Annotated in this window: 12 protein-coding genes and 1 pseudogene; 7 read left to right on the plus strand and 6 right to left on the minus strand. The window is 56.8% G+C overall.

What is annotated here, in order from left to right:
* Positions 1 to 24: 24 nt before the first annotated feature.
* Positions 25 to 534 (minus strand): LasR-specific antiactivator QslA, encoded by a 510-nt coding sequence (locus LOY38_RS03825; RefSeq protein ID WP_258698892.1) that lies wholly within the window; start codon positions 532 to 534, stop codon positions 25 to 27.
* 1,009 nt (positions 535 to 1,543) lie between these two features.
* Here LOY38_RS03825 and LOY38_RS03830 point away from each other — a divergent pair.
* The 7 genes and pseudogenes from LOY38_RS03830 to LOY38_RS03860 form a co-directional block, all read left to right on the plus strand.
* Positions 1,544 to 2,059 carry an Hcp family type VI secretion system effector gene (locus LOY38_RS03830; RefSeq protein WP_007919523.1) on the plus strand — a complete coding sequence of 172 codons (516 nt, stop codon included), beginning with the start codon at positions 1,544 to 1,546 and terminating at the stop codon, positions 2,057 to 2,059.
* Between the two features lie 127 nt (positions 2,060 to 2,186).
* Positions 2,187 to 5,093, plus strand: coding sequence for a type VI secretion system tip protein VgrG (locus LOY38_RS03835; RefSeq protein ID WP_258698893.1), 2,907 nt, complete (start codon positions 2,187 to 2,189; stop codon positions 5,091 to 5,093).
* Complete coding sequence (locus LOY38_RS03840; protein ID WP_258698894.1) at positions 5,090 to 9,778, plus strand: RHS repeat-associated core domain-containing protein; 4,689 nt, start codon at positions 5,090 to 5,092, stop codon at positions 9,776 to 9,778. The genes LOY38_RS03835 and LOY38_RS03840 overlap by 4 nt, the downstream gene beginning before the upstream one ends.
* Positions 9,768 to 10,250, plus strand: a complete 483-nt coding sequence (locus LOY38_RS03845) for a DUF4265 domain-containing protein (protein WP_258698895.1) — start codon at positions 9,768 to 9,770, stop codon at positions 10,248 to 10,250. The genes LOY38_RS03840 and LOY38_RS03845 overlap by 11 nt, the downstream gene beginning before the upstream one ends.
* A 66-nt stretch (positions 10,251 to 10,316) precedes the next feature.
* Positions 10,317 to 10,580 (plus strand): PAAR domain-containing protein, encoded by a 264-nt coding sequence (locus tag LOY38_RS03850; RefSeq protein WP_258698896.1) that lies wholly within the window; start codon positions 10,317 to 10,319, stop codon positions 10,578 to 10,580.
* A gap of 143 nt (positions 10,581 to 10,723) precedes the next feature.
* Positions 10,724 to 11,071, plus strand: coding sequence for a hypothetical protein (locus LOY38_RS03855; protein ID WP_258698897.1), 348 nt, complete (start codon positions 10,724 to 10,726; stop codon positions 11,069 to 11,071).
* Between the two features lie 145 nt (positions 11,072 to 11,216).
* Positions 11,217 to 11,324, plus strand: a pseudogene (locus LOY38_RS03860) (PAAR domain-containing protein); the annotation flags it as partial.
* 32 nt (positions 11,325 to 11,356) lie between these two features.
* Here LOY38_RS03860 and LOY38_RS03865 read toward each other — a convergent pair.
* The 5 genes from LOY38_RS03865 to LOY38_RS03885 all read right to left on the minus strand — a co-directional run bounded on the left by LOY38_RS03865 (position 11,357) and on the right by LOY38_RS03885 (position 16,379).
* Entirely contained in the window at positions 11,357 to 12,562 is a 1,206-nt protein-coding gene (locus LOY38_RS03865; RefSeq protein WP_258698898.1) for a site-specific integrase, read from the minus strand.
* A 565-nt stretch (positions 12,563 to 13,127) separates the two neighbouring features.
* On the minus strand, positions 13,128 to 13,874 hold the full coding sequence (locus LOY38_RS03870) for a helix-turn-helix transcriptional regulator (protein WP_258698899.1): 747 nt from the start codon (positions 13,872 to 13,874) through the stop codon (positions 13,128 to 13,130).
* 228 nt (positions 13,875 to 14,102) lie between these two features.
* The gene (gene ppa, locus LOY38_RS03875; protein ID WP_008052339.1) at positions 14,103 to 14,630 is read right to left on the minus strand and encodes an inorganic diphosphatase; all 528 of its coding nucleotides are present in this window, start codon (positions 14,628 to 14,630) and stop codon (positions 14,103 to 14,105) included.
* 273 nt (positions 14,631 to 14,903) lie between these two features.
* Positions 14,904 to 15,716 (minus strand): zinc-dependent peptidase, encoded by an 813-nt coding sequence (locus tag LOY38_RS03880; protein WP_258698900.1) that lies wholly within the window; start codon positions 15,714 to 15,716, stop codon positions 14,904 to 14,906.
* A 6-nt stretch (positions 15,717 to 15,722) separates the two neighbouring features.
* On the minus strand, positions 15,723 to 16,379 hold the full coding sequence (locus tag LOY38_RS03885) for a DedA family protein (RefSeq protein WP_258698901.1): 657 nt from the start codon (positions 16,377 to 16,379) through the stop codon (positions 15,723 to 15,725).
* Positions 16,380 to 16,582 lie beyond the last annotated feature (203 nt).

Consider the following 16,582-nt stretch of genomic DNA (forward strand, 5'->3'; position numbering starts at 1 on the left):
TGTCCTGTCTTTCATGGGGCTCGTTCAAGAAGACTGCAATTGCACCAGTCGTTGCTGCAAACGTAACAAGAAGCCTGCTTCGAAGGAGTCCTGGCAGTCGCCCGCCCAATGTCTTTTACGGTGGTGGGAAAGGGCCCACCAAAGGGGAAGCGACGATGAGTCCTCCAGCCACTCTTCTGCACATCGCACGCCGTCTTCGATCATGGGGGCGTAGTCGCTACCCCAAGGCGTTCGGATGCCGGGTCTGCCATCTGCTGCGGGAATCGAGTAGTACTCTTTATGTTTTCGCCTCGCGCGTTCGGGAGGGCGTCCCAACAAGCGTTGGAGGGCCATGTCATACAGCACGGCCGCATCGTCGAGCAATTCAACCGCCAAATCCTCCTGTCCTGTGGCATGTAGGATTAGGCTTTGAGCACCATTGAGGCGAAAGGAGGCAGATCGGCGCAATGTCAAAGCCGCCTCTTCTTGGCTTAACGATGAGGTATCGATGGTTTTGGGTTTGGGCAGGCTGCTCAGGAGAGAGTGATCAATCATGGGGATGTCCTCCCCAATGGATCGCAGCGATGATTAACAACTGGTGGTGCGCGGGCGTAAAAGGGGGGTAGGCCATTTTCCTTATCTCCTCGGACAAGTAAATACTGCCATCAGCCGTTGTCACGCGGTTGGGTGGCAGACCGTACGGGGGTGACAAACCGGCGTCCGAGGGAACCGGCCAGGCCGAAGCCTGCCCCGCACGATCTGCCATAGAAAAGCAGCAGCTAAGCCTGTGTGAGCACTTACTACTAGCTATGGCGCCATGCGCCTCGAACATTTCAGGTTGTCACACCCGGCCACGGGATAGACCGCGGCGGTAAATGCCTAATCGGTAAACGTTACGGAAACAAGGATCGAGGTAGAGAGAGCAATGTGGACGACAATTGACGCTATAGAGCTAGTCCATTCTCTGGGCCCAATGTTGTGAAATTACATTCATTGGAACCCCCCATTACATTTCCCCTGAGCAGCAGTTGCATCGTCTGAACAGACAGCGCCAAGCTATGGCGCGCTCTTGATTAACTAACTGTCCCGCTCATGGTGACGTCATGCATGGCTGCGCTTTTTTCAATCCAAACCGAGGAGCGTTAATGCTCACGACAGTTTTGTCTCCAGCTACGGATAACGACGACAAGCGCTTTTAACAAAGAAATTTCCAGCTTTAAGCGGTGAGCGCTTCTAAGGAGCAGATGTCGCATGATGGCTTTTTGCTGCTGTGCGCAAGAAGTTGCGCACTCCTATGTGGATAACCGTGTGGATATATTCCTACAGGCCACGTCATTCGTTCTGTACAGACGAGTGCGCAAGAAGTTGCGCAGTACTGCGCAACTTCTTGCGCACTTTTCTTCTGTTTCTCACCATGAACGTCAACAAAACCACGACCGAGGTCACCTAACCCCTTGATGCCTAATGGCTATCTGATGGCTGGCATGGATTTTGATCTCTCCTTCGACACCTGGGCAGGCAATCACGCCGTCCGGTCCTGTCTTTTGAGCAAGGAGAGCATCCCATGGCTACACCAGCGTACATGTCGGTTACCGGCGAAAAACAAGGCCTGATCACTGCCGGCGCTTTCACCGCTGACTCCGTTGGCAACACCTACCAGGAAGGTCACGAAGACCAGGTCATGGTTCAGGCGTTCAGCCACGACGTGATCATCCCGCGTGACCCGCAATCCGGTCAGCCAACCGGTCAGCGCGTTCACAAACCAGTTGTGATCACCAAGGTCTACGACAAGGCTTCGCCGCTGCTGCAAGCTGCTCTGACTTCGGGCGAGCGCATGAGCGAAATCGTTATCCAGTGGTTCCGTACTTCGGCTCAAGGTACCCAAGAGCACTACTACACCACCAAACTGGAAGACGCGATCATCGTCGCCATCAACAACAAAATGCACAACTGCCAGGATCCAGGCAATTCGCACTTCACCCACCTGGAAGAAGTGCAATTCACCTACCGCAAAATCACCTGGACCCACGAAGTATCCGGTACTTCGGGTTCCGATGACTGGCGTGCTCCAGTCGTTTAATTACGGCTGATTGTTGTACTCGCTTGGGCCGGCGCTGCTGGCCCAGGCGTTCGACCATTAAAGAATTTTTCGCGACCAGCCGAACAGCGGGCTGGTGCGCGTCGCAGCATTGCGCGAGGAACAAGGGATGTTCTCACCGGCCAACCAGCCTCATTTCAATCTCACTGTCGATGGCATCGACAGCGACTTCCAGGTGCTGTCGTTCACCGGTCGAGAGGCACTCAACACTCCCTTCGAATTCGAGTTGGAACTGGTCAGTGAAAAGGCCTCGATCAACCTCGAAAGCGTGCTGCACAAACTGGCGTTTCTTCAGCTCTCGCCGAGCGGCAGCGGGATTCACGGGCTGGTCTACAGCATTGCCCAGGGCGAGGCAGGCAAACGCCTGACCCGCTACAAGATCTCCCTGCGCCCGCAACTGGCTTACCTGGCGCACCGCTTCAATCAGCGCATTTTCCAGCAGATGACGGTGCAGCAGATCATCAGCAAGGTGCTGGAAGAACACGGCATCCTCGCCAGCGATTACCACTTCCAGCTGAGCGCGATCTATCCCGAGCGCATCTACTGCACGCAGTACGACGAGAGTGACCTGCATTTCGTCCAGCGCTTGTGCGAAGAGGAGGGGATTCACTACCACTTCCAGCACACCGCCAGCGGCCACAAACTGACCTTCGGCGATGACCAGACGGTGTTCCCGAAGCTCACGCCAGTGGCTTATCAGCAGGACTCCGGACTGGTCGCCGACAAACCGGTGGTCAAGCGTTTCGGTCTGCGTCTGGCCACCCGCACCAGCCGTACCACACGGCGCGATTACGACTTCATCAAGCCGAAGATCGAGCTGGAAAGCGATGCAAAAAGCTCGGCTCAGCCGGATCTGGAAGACTACGACTACCCGGGCCGGTTCGTTGATCGCGACCGTGGCCGGCATCTGGCCAATCGTGCGCTGGAACGCCACCGCAGTGACTATCGTCTGGCCGAGGGCAACAGCGACCAGCCTATCCTGGTCACCGGGCATTTCCTCGCCTTGACCGAGCACGCCAACCCGACTTGGAACGACCTGTGGCTGCTCACTGAAATCTTCCATGAAGGCAAGCAGCCGCAGGTGCTGGAAGAGTCGGTGACCAGCGACACCACCGACCTGAAGGACGATTTCCATCAGGGCTATCGCAACCGCTTCAACGCGATCCCGTGGGACGTGCCCTACCGTCCGCCACTGGATCACCCGAAACCGAAAGTGCTCGGCGCGCAAAGTGCGGTGGTCACCGGCCCCGAAGGCGAAGAGATTTATTGCGACCAGTATGGCCGGGTGAAGGTGCAGTTCTTCTGGGATCGCGAAGGCAAGCACGACGACATGACCACCTGCTGGATGCGCGTGGCCTCGAACTGGGCAGCGCAGACCTTCGGTTCGATCAACATTCCGCGCGTTGGCATGGAAGTGCTGATCAGCTTTCTGGAAGGTGATCCCGACCAGCCGCTGATCACCGGTTGCCTGTACCACGGCGCGAATCTGCCGCCGTACAAACTGCCGGACTTCAAGACCCTCGCGACGGTCAAGAGCAAGGAATACAAAGGCAGCCGCGCCAACGAACTGCGCATCGACGACACCACCAGCGAGATCAGCATCGCGCTGCGCAGTGATCACGGCGCGAGTGCGATCAACCTCGGTTACCTGACCCATCCGCGCCCAAGCGGCGGTCAACCGCGTGGTGAAGGTTTCGAGCTGCGTACGGACCGCCATGGTGCGGTGCGTGCCGGCGCCGGTTTGCTGATCACCACCGAACCGCGTCCAAACGAATCCAAGCATCACAAAGATCTGCCGGAAACCGCCGAACGCCTCGCCACCGCGAGCGATCAGCAGGACGGCTTTGCGGTGCAAGCCAAAGAACTGCAAGCGCAGGAAGCGGGCGATCAGGACGACGTGGCCAAGGCGCTGCACGCCCAGTATCAAGGCGTGCTCGGATCGGCCCCGGCGAACATGGCGGCCAACGAATTTCCGGAATTCACCGAACCGCATCTGGTGCTCGCCAGCCCGGCCGGCATCGCCCTGACCACGCCGCGCTCCAGCCACATCGCCACCGGCGAACACCTGGCGCTGAGCAGCACCGGCCACACCAGTCTGTCGATCGGCAAACGCCTGCTGGCCAGTGCCAGTCGCGGCATGCGCCTGTTCGTGCAAAGCATGGGCTGGCGTCTGGTCGCGGCCTCCGGCGACATCGACGTACGGGCGCTGAAGGACAGCATCAACCTGCTGGCCAAACTCAACATCACCGCCAACGCCGACCGCATCACCATCACCGCCAAGACCGAATTGGTGATCCAGGGTGGCGGCAGCGCCACGACCTACAACGCTGGCGGCATCACCCACGCCACTAGCGGCCCGTACACCGCGCACGCGGCGAACTTCGCCTACACCGGGGCTAAAAGTCTGGCCGGTGTATTTCCGGAACCGCCGAAACCGGGCAAGGGCAACCTCGAACTGTTCAACCAGTACGCCGGGCGCCAGGGCATCAAGGAAGGCGATTACGAAGTCATCGACGCCTTGGGCAAAAGCATCAAGGGCAAGCTCGACGGCAAAGGTTTCGCCAGCGTCGCCGGTGCTGCGCCAGGGCCGGCTCGCGTGCTGTTTGGCAAGGATCCGGCGGACACCTGGAGTGATGGCAGCTACATCGGCAAACCGGAATGGCCGTTAAATCCACCGGGGGCGGAAGACGTGCCGAGTCAGGTGCAGGCGATGGTCGCGCAAGTGTTGCCGAGTAAGAACTGGGATGTTTTGGAGAAGGGCAAGGACTTGGCGCAAACAGGGATGAGTGCGATGCAGACCGCACAAGGCGCGATGCAAACAGCACAGCAAGTGAAAGGCGTGGTGCAGGGCGGGGTGGCCGGGTTGCCGAAACTGGCGAGTGCAGCGATGCCGAGTGCTTCCGGACTTCTCGGGGCTGCGAGCAAGGCGGGCAAGTTGCCGACTCTGCCGGCACCGACGCTTCCAAAACCTTCCTTGAAAACCCCGGGCCTGCTGGCGGGTGAGATGCTGTCATGACGACTGAAACTGCTGTTGTAAAACGTGAACCCCAGGTTGCCATCGTTCCACTGAATGCCATCGACATTCAGGACGTCGCCAGCAGTGCGGCCACTTTCGATGCCTGGCTGCAATCTGCCACCGATGGCGTGGTCACTCTTGATCGAATCAAGAACTACGCCGGCTTCTTGCCGGTGGTGGGCAACATCATGGCGCTGGTCGATGCGCTGGGTGACATTGTCACCCTGTCGAACGCGAAGCAACGCGACTTGCTCGCCTGGGCCAGCCTTGGCATCAACCTTATCGGTGTCTTGCCGTTGCCGCCAGCGATGGCCGCTGCGCGCATGACCCTGCGCCCGACGCTGTTTCTAGTACGTCAGGAGATGAAGGCCAGCAGCAAGATGTTGCTCAGTGCATCCGTGATCGAGGTGTTGGTCGGGCACCTGAACGCCTCGATTGTCGGCACGCTGGATGATTTTGTTGAACAGGCCAAAGGCAAATTGCCCGGCATCCTGGCGGACGCTGGCAAGCTCGGCGAAGAAGTCATCAACGAGATTGCCAAAGGCATCGAAGCGGTGGCTTTCGGCAATCTGGATGCCAAAGGTGATCTGAATGCGGCCAGCGCACAGGCAAGCGCAGCAGTCGGTCAATTCAAGAATGATCCGCTGGCGTCATTCAGCAATGTTTTCGGGGCTGCCGCAGGTGTTTATAAAGCGGCTGGCAAGGGCCTGGCCAACAGCGTGGCGCAAAATCTGGTGCCCGATGACTTCAAAAAAACCGTTTCCCACGAAATCAAAAAACTGCGCGCGATGGGGCCGGAGCTGCGCACTCAGTTGAGCAAGCTCGACGATGAATCGGTGCAGAACTCCATTGGCTGGTTGCTGCTGATCCTGTCCAGCGCCGTAACGTTGTGGCGCAAGCGTAATGCCCACGGCCAGAGCGCCGGGGTGCACCCGGACAAGACCGGTCAGGCAAGGCACACGGCGTCCGATGGTCAATTGGGGTCCAACGGCAAACAGGCTCCGGCGAATCGCGAGCCCGATCCGAAGAAAGACGGGCCTTGCACCGGCACGTGCCACAGCATCAGTTTTGCCTTGGGTTCGGAAAGACTCAGTCATACCGATTTCAGATTACCAGGGCCATTCCCGGTCAAGTGGATACGGACTTATAACTCACGCCTTGACGCCTACGATCAAAGCGAACTCGGCGCTCGCTGGATCAGCGAATTCACCACACGCTTTGACTGCGTGGACGACGGCTTGAAGTTCTACGGCTCCGATGGTCGCGACCACAGCTATCCGCTGCCCAAACTCGGTCTGTTTCACTACGACGCCATCGAAAACATCACACTGGTTCGCAGTGGCGAAGACCAGTTGCTGTTGTGCCGTGGCTTCGAACGTAAGGAAACCTACGTCCGCCATGGCCAGCGCTTTGTGCTGACCAATATTTCTCTGCGCAACGGCGCCGGAATCATGCTGCATTACGAGCATCGTCACGGCGAACAGTCGGTGCTCTCGGACCTGATCACCTATCAAGAAAACGACATCAGCAAAGTCCACCTGCACCTCGGCACGATGATCGACGATCACGGCCGGCTGATCGGCCTCTGGCAAATCGTTGACGGTGCCCCACTGCGACAACTCTGTGTCTACCAGTACGACGCCTATGGCGACCTGATTCAGGCGCAGGACGAGAACGGCGCAGTCTGGTCGTATCAGTACCAACATCACCTGATCACCCGTTATACCGACCGTACCGGTCGTGGCATGAATCTGGAGTGGGACGGCCAGGGTGCCAAAGCCAAAGCCGTGCGCGAATGGGCGGACGACGGCAGCTTCGACACGCGTCTGGAGTGGGACGAAAACATCCGTCTGACTTACGTCACGGATGCTCTCGGCAACGAGACCTGGCACTACTACGACATCCTTGGCTACACCTACCGCATTCGCTACGCCGATGAGCGTTCGGAATGGTTCTTCCGCGACGACGCGAAAAACATCGTACGTCGCGTAAATGCCGACGGCAGCACGGATCGTTATAGCTACGATGAGCGCAGCAACCTGCTTGAGCACATCCGCGCCGATCACACGGTGATGCATTACGCCTACGACGATCAGGACCTGCTCATCAAGATCAGCGACGCCGAGGGCGGCCAATGGCAACGCGCTTATGACGATCAAGGCAATCTGGTCGAAGCGCTCGATCCGCTGGGCAACAAAACCGAATACGCCTACAACAAGGCCGGCCAGCCCACCGCGATCAAGGACGCCAACGGCAACGAAAAGGCCCTGGACTACAACGACGCCGGCCAACTGGTGGAATACGTCGACTGCTCAGGCAAAACCAGCGCCTGGGAATACAACGAACTGGGGCAGATGATCTGCTTCACCGACGCCGCCGGAAACGCCACCGAATACGAATACAAAGCCGGGCAGTTGGCGCTGATCAAGCACCCGGACAAGACCGAGGAACGCTTTGAGCGCGACGCCGAAGGTCGGTTGTTGGCGCATGTTGATGGCCTCGACCGCTGCACCACCTGGAGTTACACAGCCGCCGGTTTGATCTCCGAACGCGTGGACGCCGCCGAGCAAACCTTGCGTTATCGCTGGGATCGTCTCGGGCGATTAACAGCCCTAGAAAACGAAAACGAACAACGCACGTACTTCCACTACGACCCGGTCGGTCGATTGCTGGAAGAGAGCGGATTTGACGGGCGCAGCACACGCTATCAGTACGACCCTCTAACTGGTCGCCTCGCCCAGTCCATCATTGGCAAGCGCGTGATCTCGGTGAGCTTCGACCCGATGGGCCAACTGACGGAACGCCGCGCGACTCTGGGCGATCGGTCGCAAAGCGAAACCTTCGCCTACGACGGCAACGGCAATATGGTGCTGGCCAGCAACGCCGACAGCCGCCTGCAATGGTTTTATGATCCGGCAGGAAATATTCTGCGTGAGCATCAACACTATCTAGGTTTGGAAAGTCCGATAGTCGCAGTTTGGCAGCACGAATACGACGTCCTTAACCAGTGTATCGCCACGACCCGTCCAGACGGTCACCGCGTCAGTTGGCTCACTTACGGCAGCGGCCACTTGCTGGGTATTCGCTTGGATGAACACGAACTGATCGGCTACGAGCGCGATGACCTGCATCGCGAAGTCGCCCGCCATCAAGGCAATCACCTACTACAGACCCAGAGATGGGATCCGGCCGGTCGCTTGCAAGAACAACTGCTGGGGCGCAGCGACGACAAATCCACATTGCTCAAACGCGAGTACAAATACGACGCCGCCGGCCAACTGACCGACATCAATGACAGCCGTCGCGGCCCGCTTTCTTATCGTTATGATCCTGTCGGCCGACTGCTCAGCGCCACCACGCGTCAAGGCGTGGAAACCTTCGCCTTCGACCCGGCCGGCAACCTGCTGGACGACAAAGCGACGGAAATTCGCCGCCCACTGGAACTGACGCCACCGCGCAGCAAACTGGTCGACAACCTGCTACGCGAATACGCTGGTACCCACTACGACTACGACGAGCGCGGCAATCAAATACAGCGCTGGCACAACGGCCAACGCAGCGATATGCGTTGGGACTTGTTTGATCGACTAGTGCATTTCGAAGATACGCGCCTGTCCGTTGAATTCGCTTACGACGCATTGGGAAGACGCCTGCACAAAAACTCCCGCGCGCACTACAAACAGCGCCCGGAGGCAGGTTCGCTCTGGAACAGAAACGAGCACGCCCGCAAACAACGCGAACTGGGCTGCGGCTTTACCTTGTACGGATGGGACGGCGACAACCTCGCCTGGGAAAGCAGCCCGGCGCAGAGCGATGGCGCGCCGGGTCGCACGGTTCATTACGTCTTTGAACCCGGTACCTTCGTGCCCGTCGCGCAGGCCGTGCGTCACGCACCAATCAACCTGATGGGCCAACCGGATAACATCGGTGAATACAGCATTGATGAGGATCCGCTGTGGAGTCACAAGGCAACGGCATTACCGTTTGATGCGTTGGCCTGGTATCAGTGCGATCACCTCGGCACGCCACAGGAACTGACCGATTCACAAGGCAACATGGCGTGGACCGCGCAGTACAAGGCTTGGGGGCAGGTAACGGAGCAGCGCTCGGAGTGGGCGCGGCAGCATGACGTGACGAACCCGATCAGGTTTCAGGGCCAGTATCACGATCATGAGACGGGGCTGCATTACAATCGGTATCGGTACTACGATACTCACGTAGGGCGATTTATTTCGAAAGATCCAATCGGATTTGCTGGTGGTCTCAATTTTCATCAGTACGCTCCCAATCCTACAGGGTGGGTTGATCCACTCGGGTTGGCAAAGAAGGCACCATCCAAATTTGCACGTAAGGATGGTGAGGGCGCGACGGCGGCGGAGATTGCTGCGAGTAAGGTGGGTGGTGGAGTTCGAACAGGGCAACGAGGTTGCCGAGAGAGAAAAATTGCAGAAAGCAAACCTGTTGGGGTTTTCACATGTTGGCGTTGCCAACACACTACGACCAACCCAGACGATATGCACCTTGGACACAAGAATGTGCCCACCTCAAAGGGGGGGAACTTGGAAGACGTCAATGTGGATCTTGAAGGGGCATCGTGTAACCTTAGTGCTGGGAATAGCGGTTACGTCAAAGAAGGGATGTCGTGTGTTGAACGTGGAAGCTGTGGAGCACCTTATGGAAGATAAGCAATCACCTGTACTGATACAGGTTTATATGGCTGACGATGACGGCGCTGTTCGTGAGGAATTGCTCGCTCGCCAGATTGATCAGGACACATATGAGTTACTCTCCTCGCCTGGCCTGGCGCAAAATTTGGCGAGGGGCGATATTGTTTCAATCAAAGATAAAAATGCACCTGCGGTGGTTTTGAAGCGAGGCGGTAATTTCTGTATTCAAATTTACGCCGATTATATTCCACCGGAATATATAACTGCGCTTGAAAGTGATGTTGTTCGTGAGCTGAATGGAACATTAGATGGTGTGTGCAACGGAACTCTATCGCTAGCCGTTCCTTCAAAAAATGGAATGGAAAACATTAACGCGTTTTTTGATAGGTTTCGCGAAAAAACTGGGATTCAGTGGTATTACGCGAACGTCTATAAAAACCTCGACGATGACAATGATGAGACGCTTTTGTACTGGTGGCTGGACAGCTGATGACTGATGTAGGGTCAAGTGATCTGCCAATTTGATGACGATCACTTCTAATTAAGGATAGGCATAGTGAAAGACATCATTCGCTTAGGCGATTCCACCAGCCATGGTGGAGTAGTACTCGAAGCGTTTTCCCAAACCGACCTCAATGGGAAGCCGATTTCGGGCGTCGGCCACAAGGTCAGTTGCCCACTGTGCAAAGGTATTTTTCCCATTGCCGAAGGCAGCAGTACCTATACCGTCGACGGAACCCCCATTGCACTTCACGGTATGAAAACCTCCTGTGGTGCTAGCCTGATTGCTAGCGGTCCGAAGGGGGCTGTGATCAGCTGAAGTTGTTCCGACTTCGAAGCAAACCAGGCGGATGGGGGCTTGTAATAGAGTCCCTGAGAGTCCGCCATTAACCTAGTCTCGTAAGCAAGGCGGATGCCTCCCGCATTTTCAAACTGCATGGAAACCAAGCTAGGAATTTAGGTATGCAAAGGGCTGATTTGATTAAACCTGACGAGACGCAAAGACAAGTTTGTGCTAGATACGGCTTACCTGTGCATTCTCATGAGGAAATGGTCGCCATTGCACTGGACACTCTACACAAGTCTCCAATTTATGGTGCAAGGGTCCAACTGCCCGAGGGCGGTACAATAAGTTGGTTTATTCACTGCGGCGAGCATTCGCCTGCGAGCGGTTTTTACCAAGCACTTCACACAAACCATTTAGTGGAAGAGTTGCCGGAAGTCGTGAAGTATCTTTTTTTGCCTGAGGGGGCAAAGTTCATTATCGACAGACAGGGTTACGAGGATGTCTGGATGGATGCATCGGAATAGATGATTTTCGGTGCAAAAATAAACACCCAGAGACCACATTCGAGAAATGAGTACACCCACCGATCACCAGATGAAAATGTGAGATCAATGAGGGGTTATTTTTCGCAGTTGATTAATGACAGAAGCAGGATGAAGGTAGTCAGCCATGAAAGACATCATCCGACTGGGCGACTCCACCAGCCGTGGTGGAGTGGTATTTGAGGTGTTTCCTCAAACCGATCTCAATGGTAAATCCATTGCCCGGAGTGGGTATGGCCGTTTGAGTGCACGTAGCATTAGGTCGGACTAAGTAGGTACGGACGTAGCGTACTGCGCCCACAGCTCCATCAGCTCTCGACGTTTATCGAAGAAGTCAGAGCGGGAATACGCACTCTCTGTTTCACTTCGCTCATCATGAGCCAGCGCTAGCTCACAGATTTCTCGAGGGATATTGGTCTGCTCGCCCGCCCAATCGCGAAAGGTTGAGCGAAACCCGTGGCGAGTAATGCTTTTATAGCCGAGCCCGTGCAGCAGGTTACGAATCCCGTTGGCATGCATGACACCGCTTCGGCCTCGACCTGGAAACACATATGGGCTCTCGCGACCGAGCCTCGGGAGATTTTTTAGCCGTGAGACGACCTCAGGGGCAAGTGGGATCGCGAAGGCCTGACGGGTTTTCATTCGTTCGTCGGGTAAAGACCAGCGGCCTGCCTCAAGGTCGAATTCATCCCAACGTGCGAATCGAACCATGTGTGAGCGGGCGCCGGAGAGGATCAGCAACTGAGTCGCGATAGAAACGTGGCTGGGATCCTTGTGCAGGATTTCCATGAGTTTTGGTAGGTCCTGCCATTTCAATGCCGGGTGATGTTGGCGCTTACGAGCCTTCTTCTTCTCATTGCGGCTGAGGAGGTTTTCCAGATGACCGCGCCAACGAGCTGGATTTTCGCCAGTCCTGAGCCCCCGCGCTCTTGCGGCATCGAGTATCTGTTCAATTTGCCCTCGAACCTCGTCTGCCGTCCGTGTTTTGCTTGACCAGAGTGGCTGCAATGCCTTGATCAGATGTTTGGTCTCGATCTGGTCGGCTGACAGCTTCCCTATGGTAGGGAAGGCATAGAGCTCAAGTTTCCTCAGCCAGCCCTTGCGCCATTTCGCCGACCAGCTTGATCCATGGGCGTCTCGGTAGTCAGAGGCCAGCTTCTCGAAGGTAATCAGCTGCGCCAGTTCTCGGCGTGCGGCTTCCCGCTGAGCAGCTTGTTCAGCCTGTCGTTTCGCGAGTGGGTCAGTGCCATTGAGGATCTGGACTTTGTTTTCATAGGCGGCGGCGCGAGCTTTTTTCAGGTCGAGCTGAGGGTAGCTCCCCAGACCCATCTCCCTGCGTTTGCCGTTCATTTGAAAGCGGAGTACCCAGGTTTTTCGTCCGGAGGGTTTCACCAAAAGACGAAGCCCTTCACCGTCTTCGTACGTCCCAGACTCAACTAAATTTTTGACTTGATTGGCGGTCAGTTTGCCCATTTTTTCGCCCTCTGTTCCCCCACTTGTTCCCCCACTTACGCGTGGAACGCCTCGGATCAAAACGGAAGTCACGGGAACGAAAATAGGCTGAAACCATTGATCTAGCAAGGCTCAAGCGGTTTTCAGTAGATGAGAGTGGCTTTCAAAAAGACATTAAAAAGCCGGCTTGTGGCCGGCTTCTCGGGGACTGACTTGGCTCATTTTTGGTAAGCCGCGCCAGCCTTCAAAACGTACACCCGAATCTTGCGTTCGGCTGTGGGACTTGGCGAGAAAGTCATCTGCCTTGTCGGTGCGATCTGAGCCTTAAGAAGGGTCGATGCGCAAATGTGGGGCGCAGCATACTGATTTTTTGGGGGAATTCCCAGCCTGGCGTGCGGGATAGAGCTTTGCGGGGATGATTTTGTGTGGCTGCGCGGACTCTGTGGCGAGGGGGCTTGCCCCCGTTGGGGCGCGGAGCGTCCCTGAAGTGGGTTATCCAGAAGCACCGCATGTTCAGGTTTTACGACTGCTGCGCAGTCGAACGGGGGCAAGCCCCCTCGCCACATTGGATCGCGGGGTTGCGTATTTACAGGAACGGTACGGACGGTCTGCGTTTGTTCAGCGTGGACCACCAGAACACCCACCCCAATACCCTGATGTTCTGCTTATCAATCTGCTCGGCACTGAAGATCTCATCCGGATACTCGGCCCTGTTGTAACTGCGCAATCGCAGCGCATTCCCCGGCATCCGATGCAGGTATTTGATCCGTAACATTCCGTCATGCTCGATCGCATAAATCTCCCCATCGACAATCTGCGTAAGCCCGCGATCAATGGCGAGGGTGGAGCCGTCTTCAATCTTCTCGGCCATGCTGTTGCCGATCATGTAGGTACAAATAGCGTCGGCGTGATTGATTTCCAGGAAGTCGAGGTGGCTGCGGGGCAGGCGGATGGATTGGCCAGGGTCTTTGACGACATGGGTTTTGTTGGAGCCCGGGGCGGTGGCTGTTTCTTTATAGAACGGCAGTTCGACGTCGATGGGTTCGATGACCGTGTAGACACCGCGGATGGCTTGGGCGTCGAAGGTGTTGCCGGACTCGTCGAGCACGCGCAGGCGCGTGGACTCTTTCGGGCCTTCGCCGGTTTTGAGCCATTCGCTGTTTACAGACAGTAGTCGGGCGACCTCTTCCATGCGGTAGGCGGGCACACCACGGGTGTACCAGTTATGGATATTTTGCGCTTCCGTGTCGAAGAAAGCGGCAAATCCTGTTGTCCTGATGTTCGCTGCTTCGAGGAGCGCTTTAAACCGGGGGCCGCTAGTGTTCTTTTTCATAAACACGAGTTTACTGGCGTGGGTTGGGGGTTTGAATAAACGACCCGTTCAAATTTAGAGGGAAATTTAAGACTTGATGTAAGACGCTTTTAGTGGAAATTAAACAAGAAAAACCAAATCCAGGAAGTGTTAAACGTTCCGTTTAGTGGTGAGCCAAGCGCCCACAAAAAACCCCGGATCAACCGGGGTTCTTCTTGACGCTTGCAGCTAGAAGCTTATCGCTGCTTCTCAGCCTTTGTAGGCAGCAACCGACTTGGTGATCGCGTCGCGGGCGGCGTCTGCACCGGCCCAGCCTTCGATCTTCACCCATTTGCCTTTTTCGAGATCTTTGTAGTTCGCGAAAAAGTGCTCGATCTGCTGGATCAGCAGAGGTGGCAGGTCGGTGTATTCCTTCACGTCGACGTACAGCTGGGACAGCTTGTCGTGTGGGACTGCGATGACTTTGGCATCGCCGCCGCCGTCGTCGGTCATGTTCAGGATGCCGACTGGACGTGCGCGGATCACCGAACCTGGAGCAACCGGGTAAGGGGTCACGACCAGCACGTCGAGGGGGTCACCGTCGTCAGCCAGGGTGTTCGGGATATAACCGTAGTTGGCCGGGTAGAACATTGGGGTGGCCATGAAACGGTCAACGAACAGGCAATCGCTGTCTTTGTCGATTTCGTATTTGATCGGCGCGTGGTTGGCCGGGATCTCGATCGCGACGTAGATGTCGTTCGGCAGGTCTTTGCCAGCCGGAATCTTGCTGTAGCTCATTGGGCGGTGCCCCCGTTAGTTGACCAAAAACACTTGGCCGGATTGACCAAAAAGTGGCGGCGATTATAGGCATATTCTGCCACCGTTGCTATGTACCAGAGGTCGTGTAGACCCAGGTGCCCAGCCTCACAGATACTGTCGCTTTTTGACGGCGTCCGTTGTGGCCATGCTGCGTTGCCGCTCCTCGCCATAGCCAGCTATGACTCGTCGCGGCGCCTTGCCTGACCACAACGGCCACTCGTCAAAAGAGCAACGTATCTGTGAGGCTGGGCACTAGTCGTGAGCCTGATAGACCGGGTTCTCGGCCAGAAGTTGCCGCAGACGCGCCAGTGGATCCTGTCGGTAAAACAGCCTTAACTGCTCATACACCTGTGGATAAGCCTCATGCAGCAAATCCGGGGCGCTGAAGAAGTATTCGCTGGTGACCGCGAAGAACTCGGCGGGGTTTTCCGCCGCGTACGGGTCGATGGCGGTTTCAGCGTCCGGGTTGCGCTCCAGTTGCCGGTCGAGGTCGTCATAGGCTTCTTGCATGACCCTGGCCCAGTCACTGACGCGCATGTCGGCGTGCAGCGGTGGCAGGCCATTGGCGTCGCCGTTGAGCATGTCGAGTTTGTGCGCCAGTTCGTGGATCACCAGGTTGTAGCCTTCCCAACCCCCGCTGGCCATCACGCCGTGCCAGGCGAGGATGATCGGGCCTTGCTGCCAGGCTTCACCGCTGTGTTCGCCGTCCCATTCGTGTTCGACGCCACTGGCGTCGCGATGGCGCTGTGGGCTGAGGAAGTCGTCGGGGTAGAGGATGATTTCGTGAAAGCCCTGATACCAGTTCAGGTCGCCCAAATGCATCAGCGGCAATTGGGCCTGGGCGGCGAGCAGCAGGCGTTGCTCTTGATGGAGTTCGACGCCGGGCAGGGCGGTCAGGTGTTTGTCCTGCAGGAACAGTACGCTGGCTTCGCGCAGCCACTGGTCTTGCGCAGGGCTGAGGCCATCGAGAAAACTCAGGTGATGGCGCACCCGTTGCCACATGTCGTCGGCAATCGGATGCCTGGCCAGGGTGCGCCGGCGTCGCCAGGCGCTAAGGGACCACATCGTGAGTCAGCGGGGTTCGGCTTTGGATGCGGCATTAGCGAGGCGGCTGCGGATCATGCCGATGATCATCGGTAGCAGCGACACCAGGATGATACCCACGACTAGCAGCGACAGGTTTTTCTTGATGAACGGTACGTTGCCGAAGAAGTAACCGAGGGTCACCAGGCCACCCACCCAGAGGATGGTGCCTAAAACGCTGAAGGCAAAGAAACGCGGGTAAGGCATTTTGCCCACGCCGGCGACGAATGGGGCGAAGGTACGGATGATTGGCATGAAGCGCGCCAGGGTCACGGTTTTGCCGCCGTGCCTGTCGTAGAAATCGTGGGTTTGTTGCAGGTAGTCGCGGCGGAAGATTTTCGAGTTCGGGTTGCTGAACAGCCGTTCGCCGACGGTGCGGCCGATCACGTAGTTGGTGCTGTCGCCGAGGATCGCCGCCAGCATCAGCAGGCCGCCCAGCAGCACCGGGTCCATGCCGCCACCGGCCGCTACGGCGCCCGCGATGAACAGCAGGGAATCACCCGGCAGGAACGGCATCACCACCAAACCGGTTTCGCAGAAAATCACCAGAAACAGGATGGCGTAAATCCATGCTCCGTAGTTGCTCACCAGCATCTCGAGGTAAACATCGAGATGCAGGATAACGTCGATTGGGTTGAAATCCATGGAAAGCACCTGTGGTGATGGCCCGACTCAGCAGGCCTGTGCGGATGGCTTCGCGTAAGACTACAGCTAAGTGTGATTTTTCTTACGAGCCGGAAAGAATTGGCATTATACGGGGTGAAAAGTGAAAAACGCGTCGAGTTTGTAGCGAGGGATGTCGATGGGTTGCGGAGTTTGCGGGGCAAGATCGCAGCCTTCGGCAGCTC

The sequence above is a fragment of the Pseudomonas sp. B21-015 genome, from assembly GCF_024749285.1.
In the GTDB taxonomy this organism is placed as follows: Bacteria; Pseudomonadota; Gammaproteobacteria; order Pseudomonadales; family Pseudomonadaceae; genus Aquipseudomonas.

Excerpts from the sequence above, each read along its gene's own strand:
- ppa (WP_008052339.1), bottom strand. The coding sequence starts at position 14,630 with ATGAGCTACAGCAAGATTCCGGCTGGCAAAGACCTGCCGAACGACATC.
- LOY38_RS03840 (WP_258698894.1), top strand. The coding sequence starts at position 5,090 with ATGACGACTGAAACTGCTGTTGTAAAACGTGAACCCCAGGTTGCCATC.
- LOY38_RS03885 (WP_258698901.1), bottom strand. The coding sequence starts at position 16,379 with ATGGATTTCAACCCAATCGACGTTATCCTGCATCTCGATGTTTACCTC.
- LOY38_RS03870 (WP_258698899.1), bottom strand. The coding sequence starts at position 13,874 with ATGAAAAAGAACACTAGCGGCCCCCGGTTTAAAGCGCTCCTCGAAGCA.
- LOY38_RS03880 (WP_258698900.1), bottom strand. The coding sequence starts at position 15,716 with ATGTGGTCCCTTAGCGCCTGGCGACGCCGGCGCACCCTGGCCAGGCAT.
- LOY38_RS03855 (WP_258698897.1), top strand. The coding sequence starts at position 10,724 with ATGCAAAGGGCTGATTTGATTAAACCTGACGAGACGCAAAGACAAGTT.
- LOY38_RS03835 (WP_258698893.1), top strand. The coding sequence starts at position 2,187 with ATGTTCTCACCGGCCAACCAGCCTCATTTCAATCTCACTGTCGATGGC.
- LOY38_RS03845 (WP_258698895.1), top strand. The coding sequence starts at position 9,768 with ATGGAAGATAAGCAATCACCTGTACTGATACAGGTTTATATGGCTGAC.
- LOY38_RS03830 (WP_007919523.1), top strand. The coding sequence starts at position 1,544 with ATGGCTACACCAGCGTACATGTCGGTTACCGGCGAAAAACAAGGCCTG.
- LOY38_RS03865 (WP_258698898.1), bottom strand. The coding sequence starts at position 12,562 with ATGGGCAAACTGACCGCCAATCAAGTCAAAAATTTAGTTGAGTCTGGG.
- LOY38_RS03825 (WP_258698892.1), bottom strand. The coding sequence starts at position 534 with ATGATTGATCACTCTCTCCTGAGCAGCCTGCCCAAACCCAAAACCATC.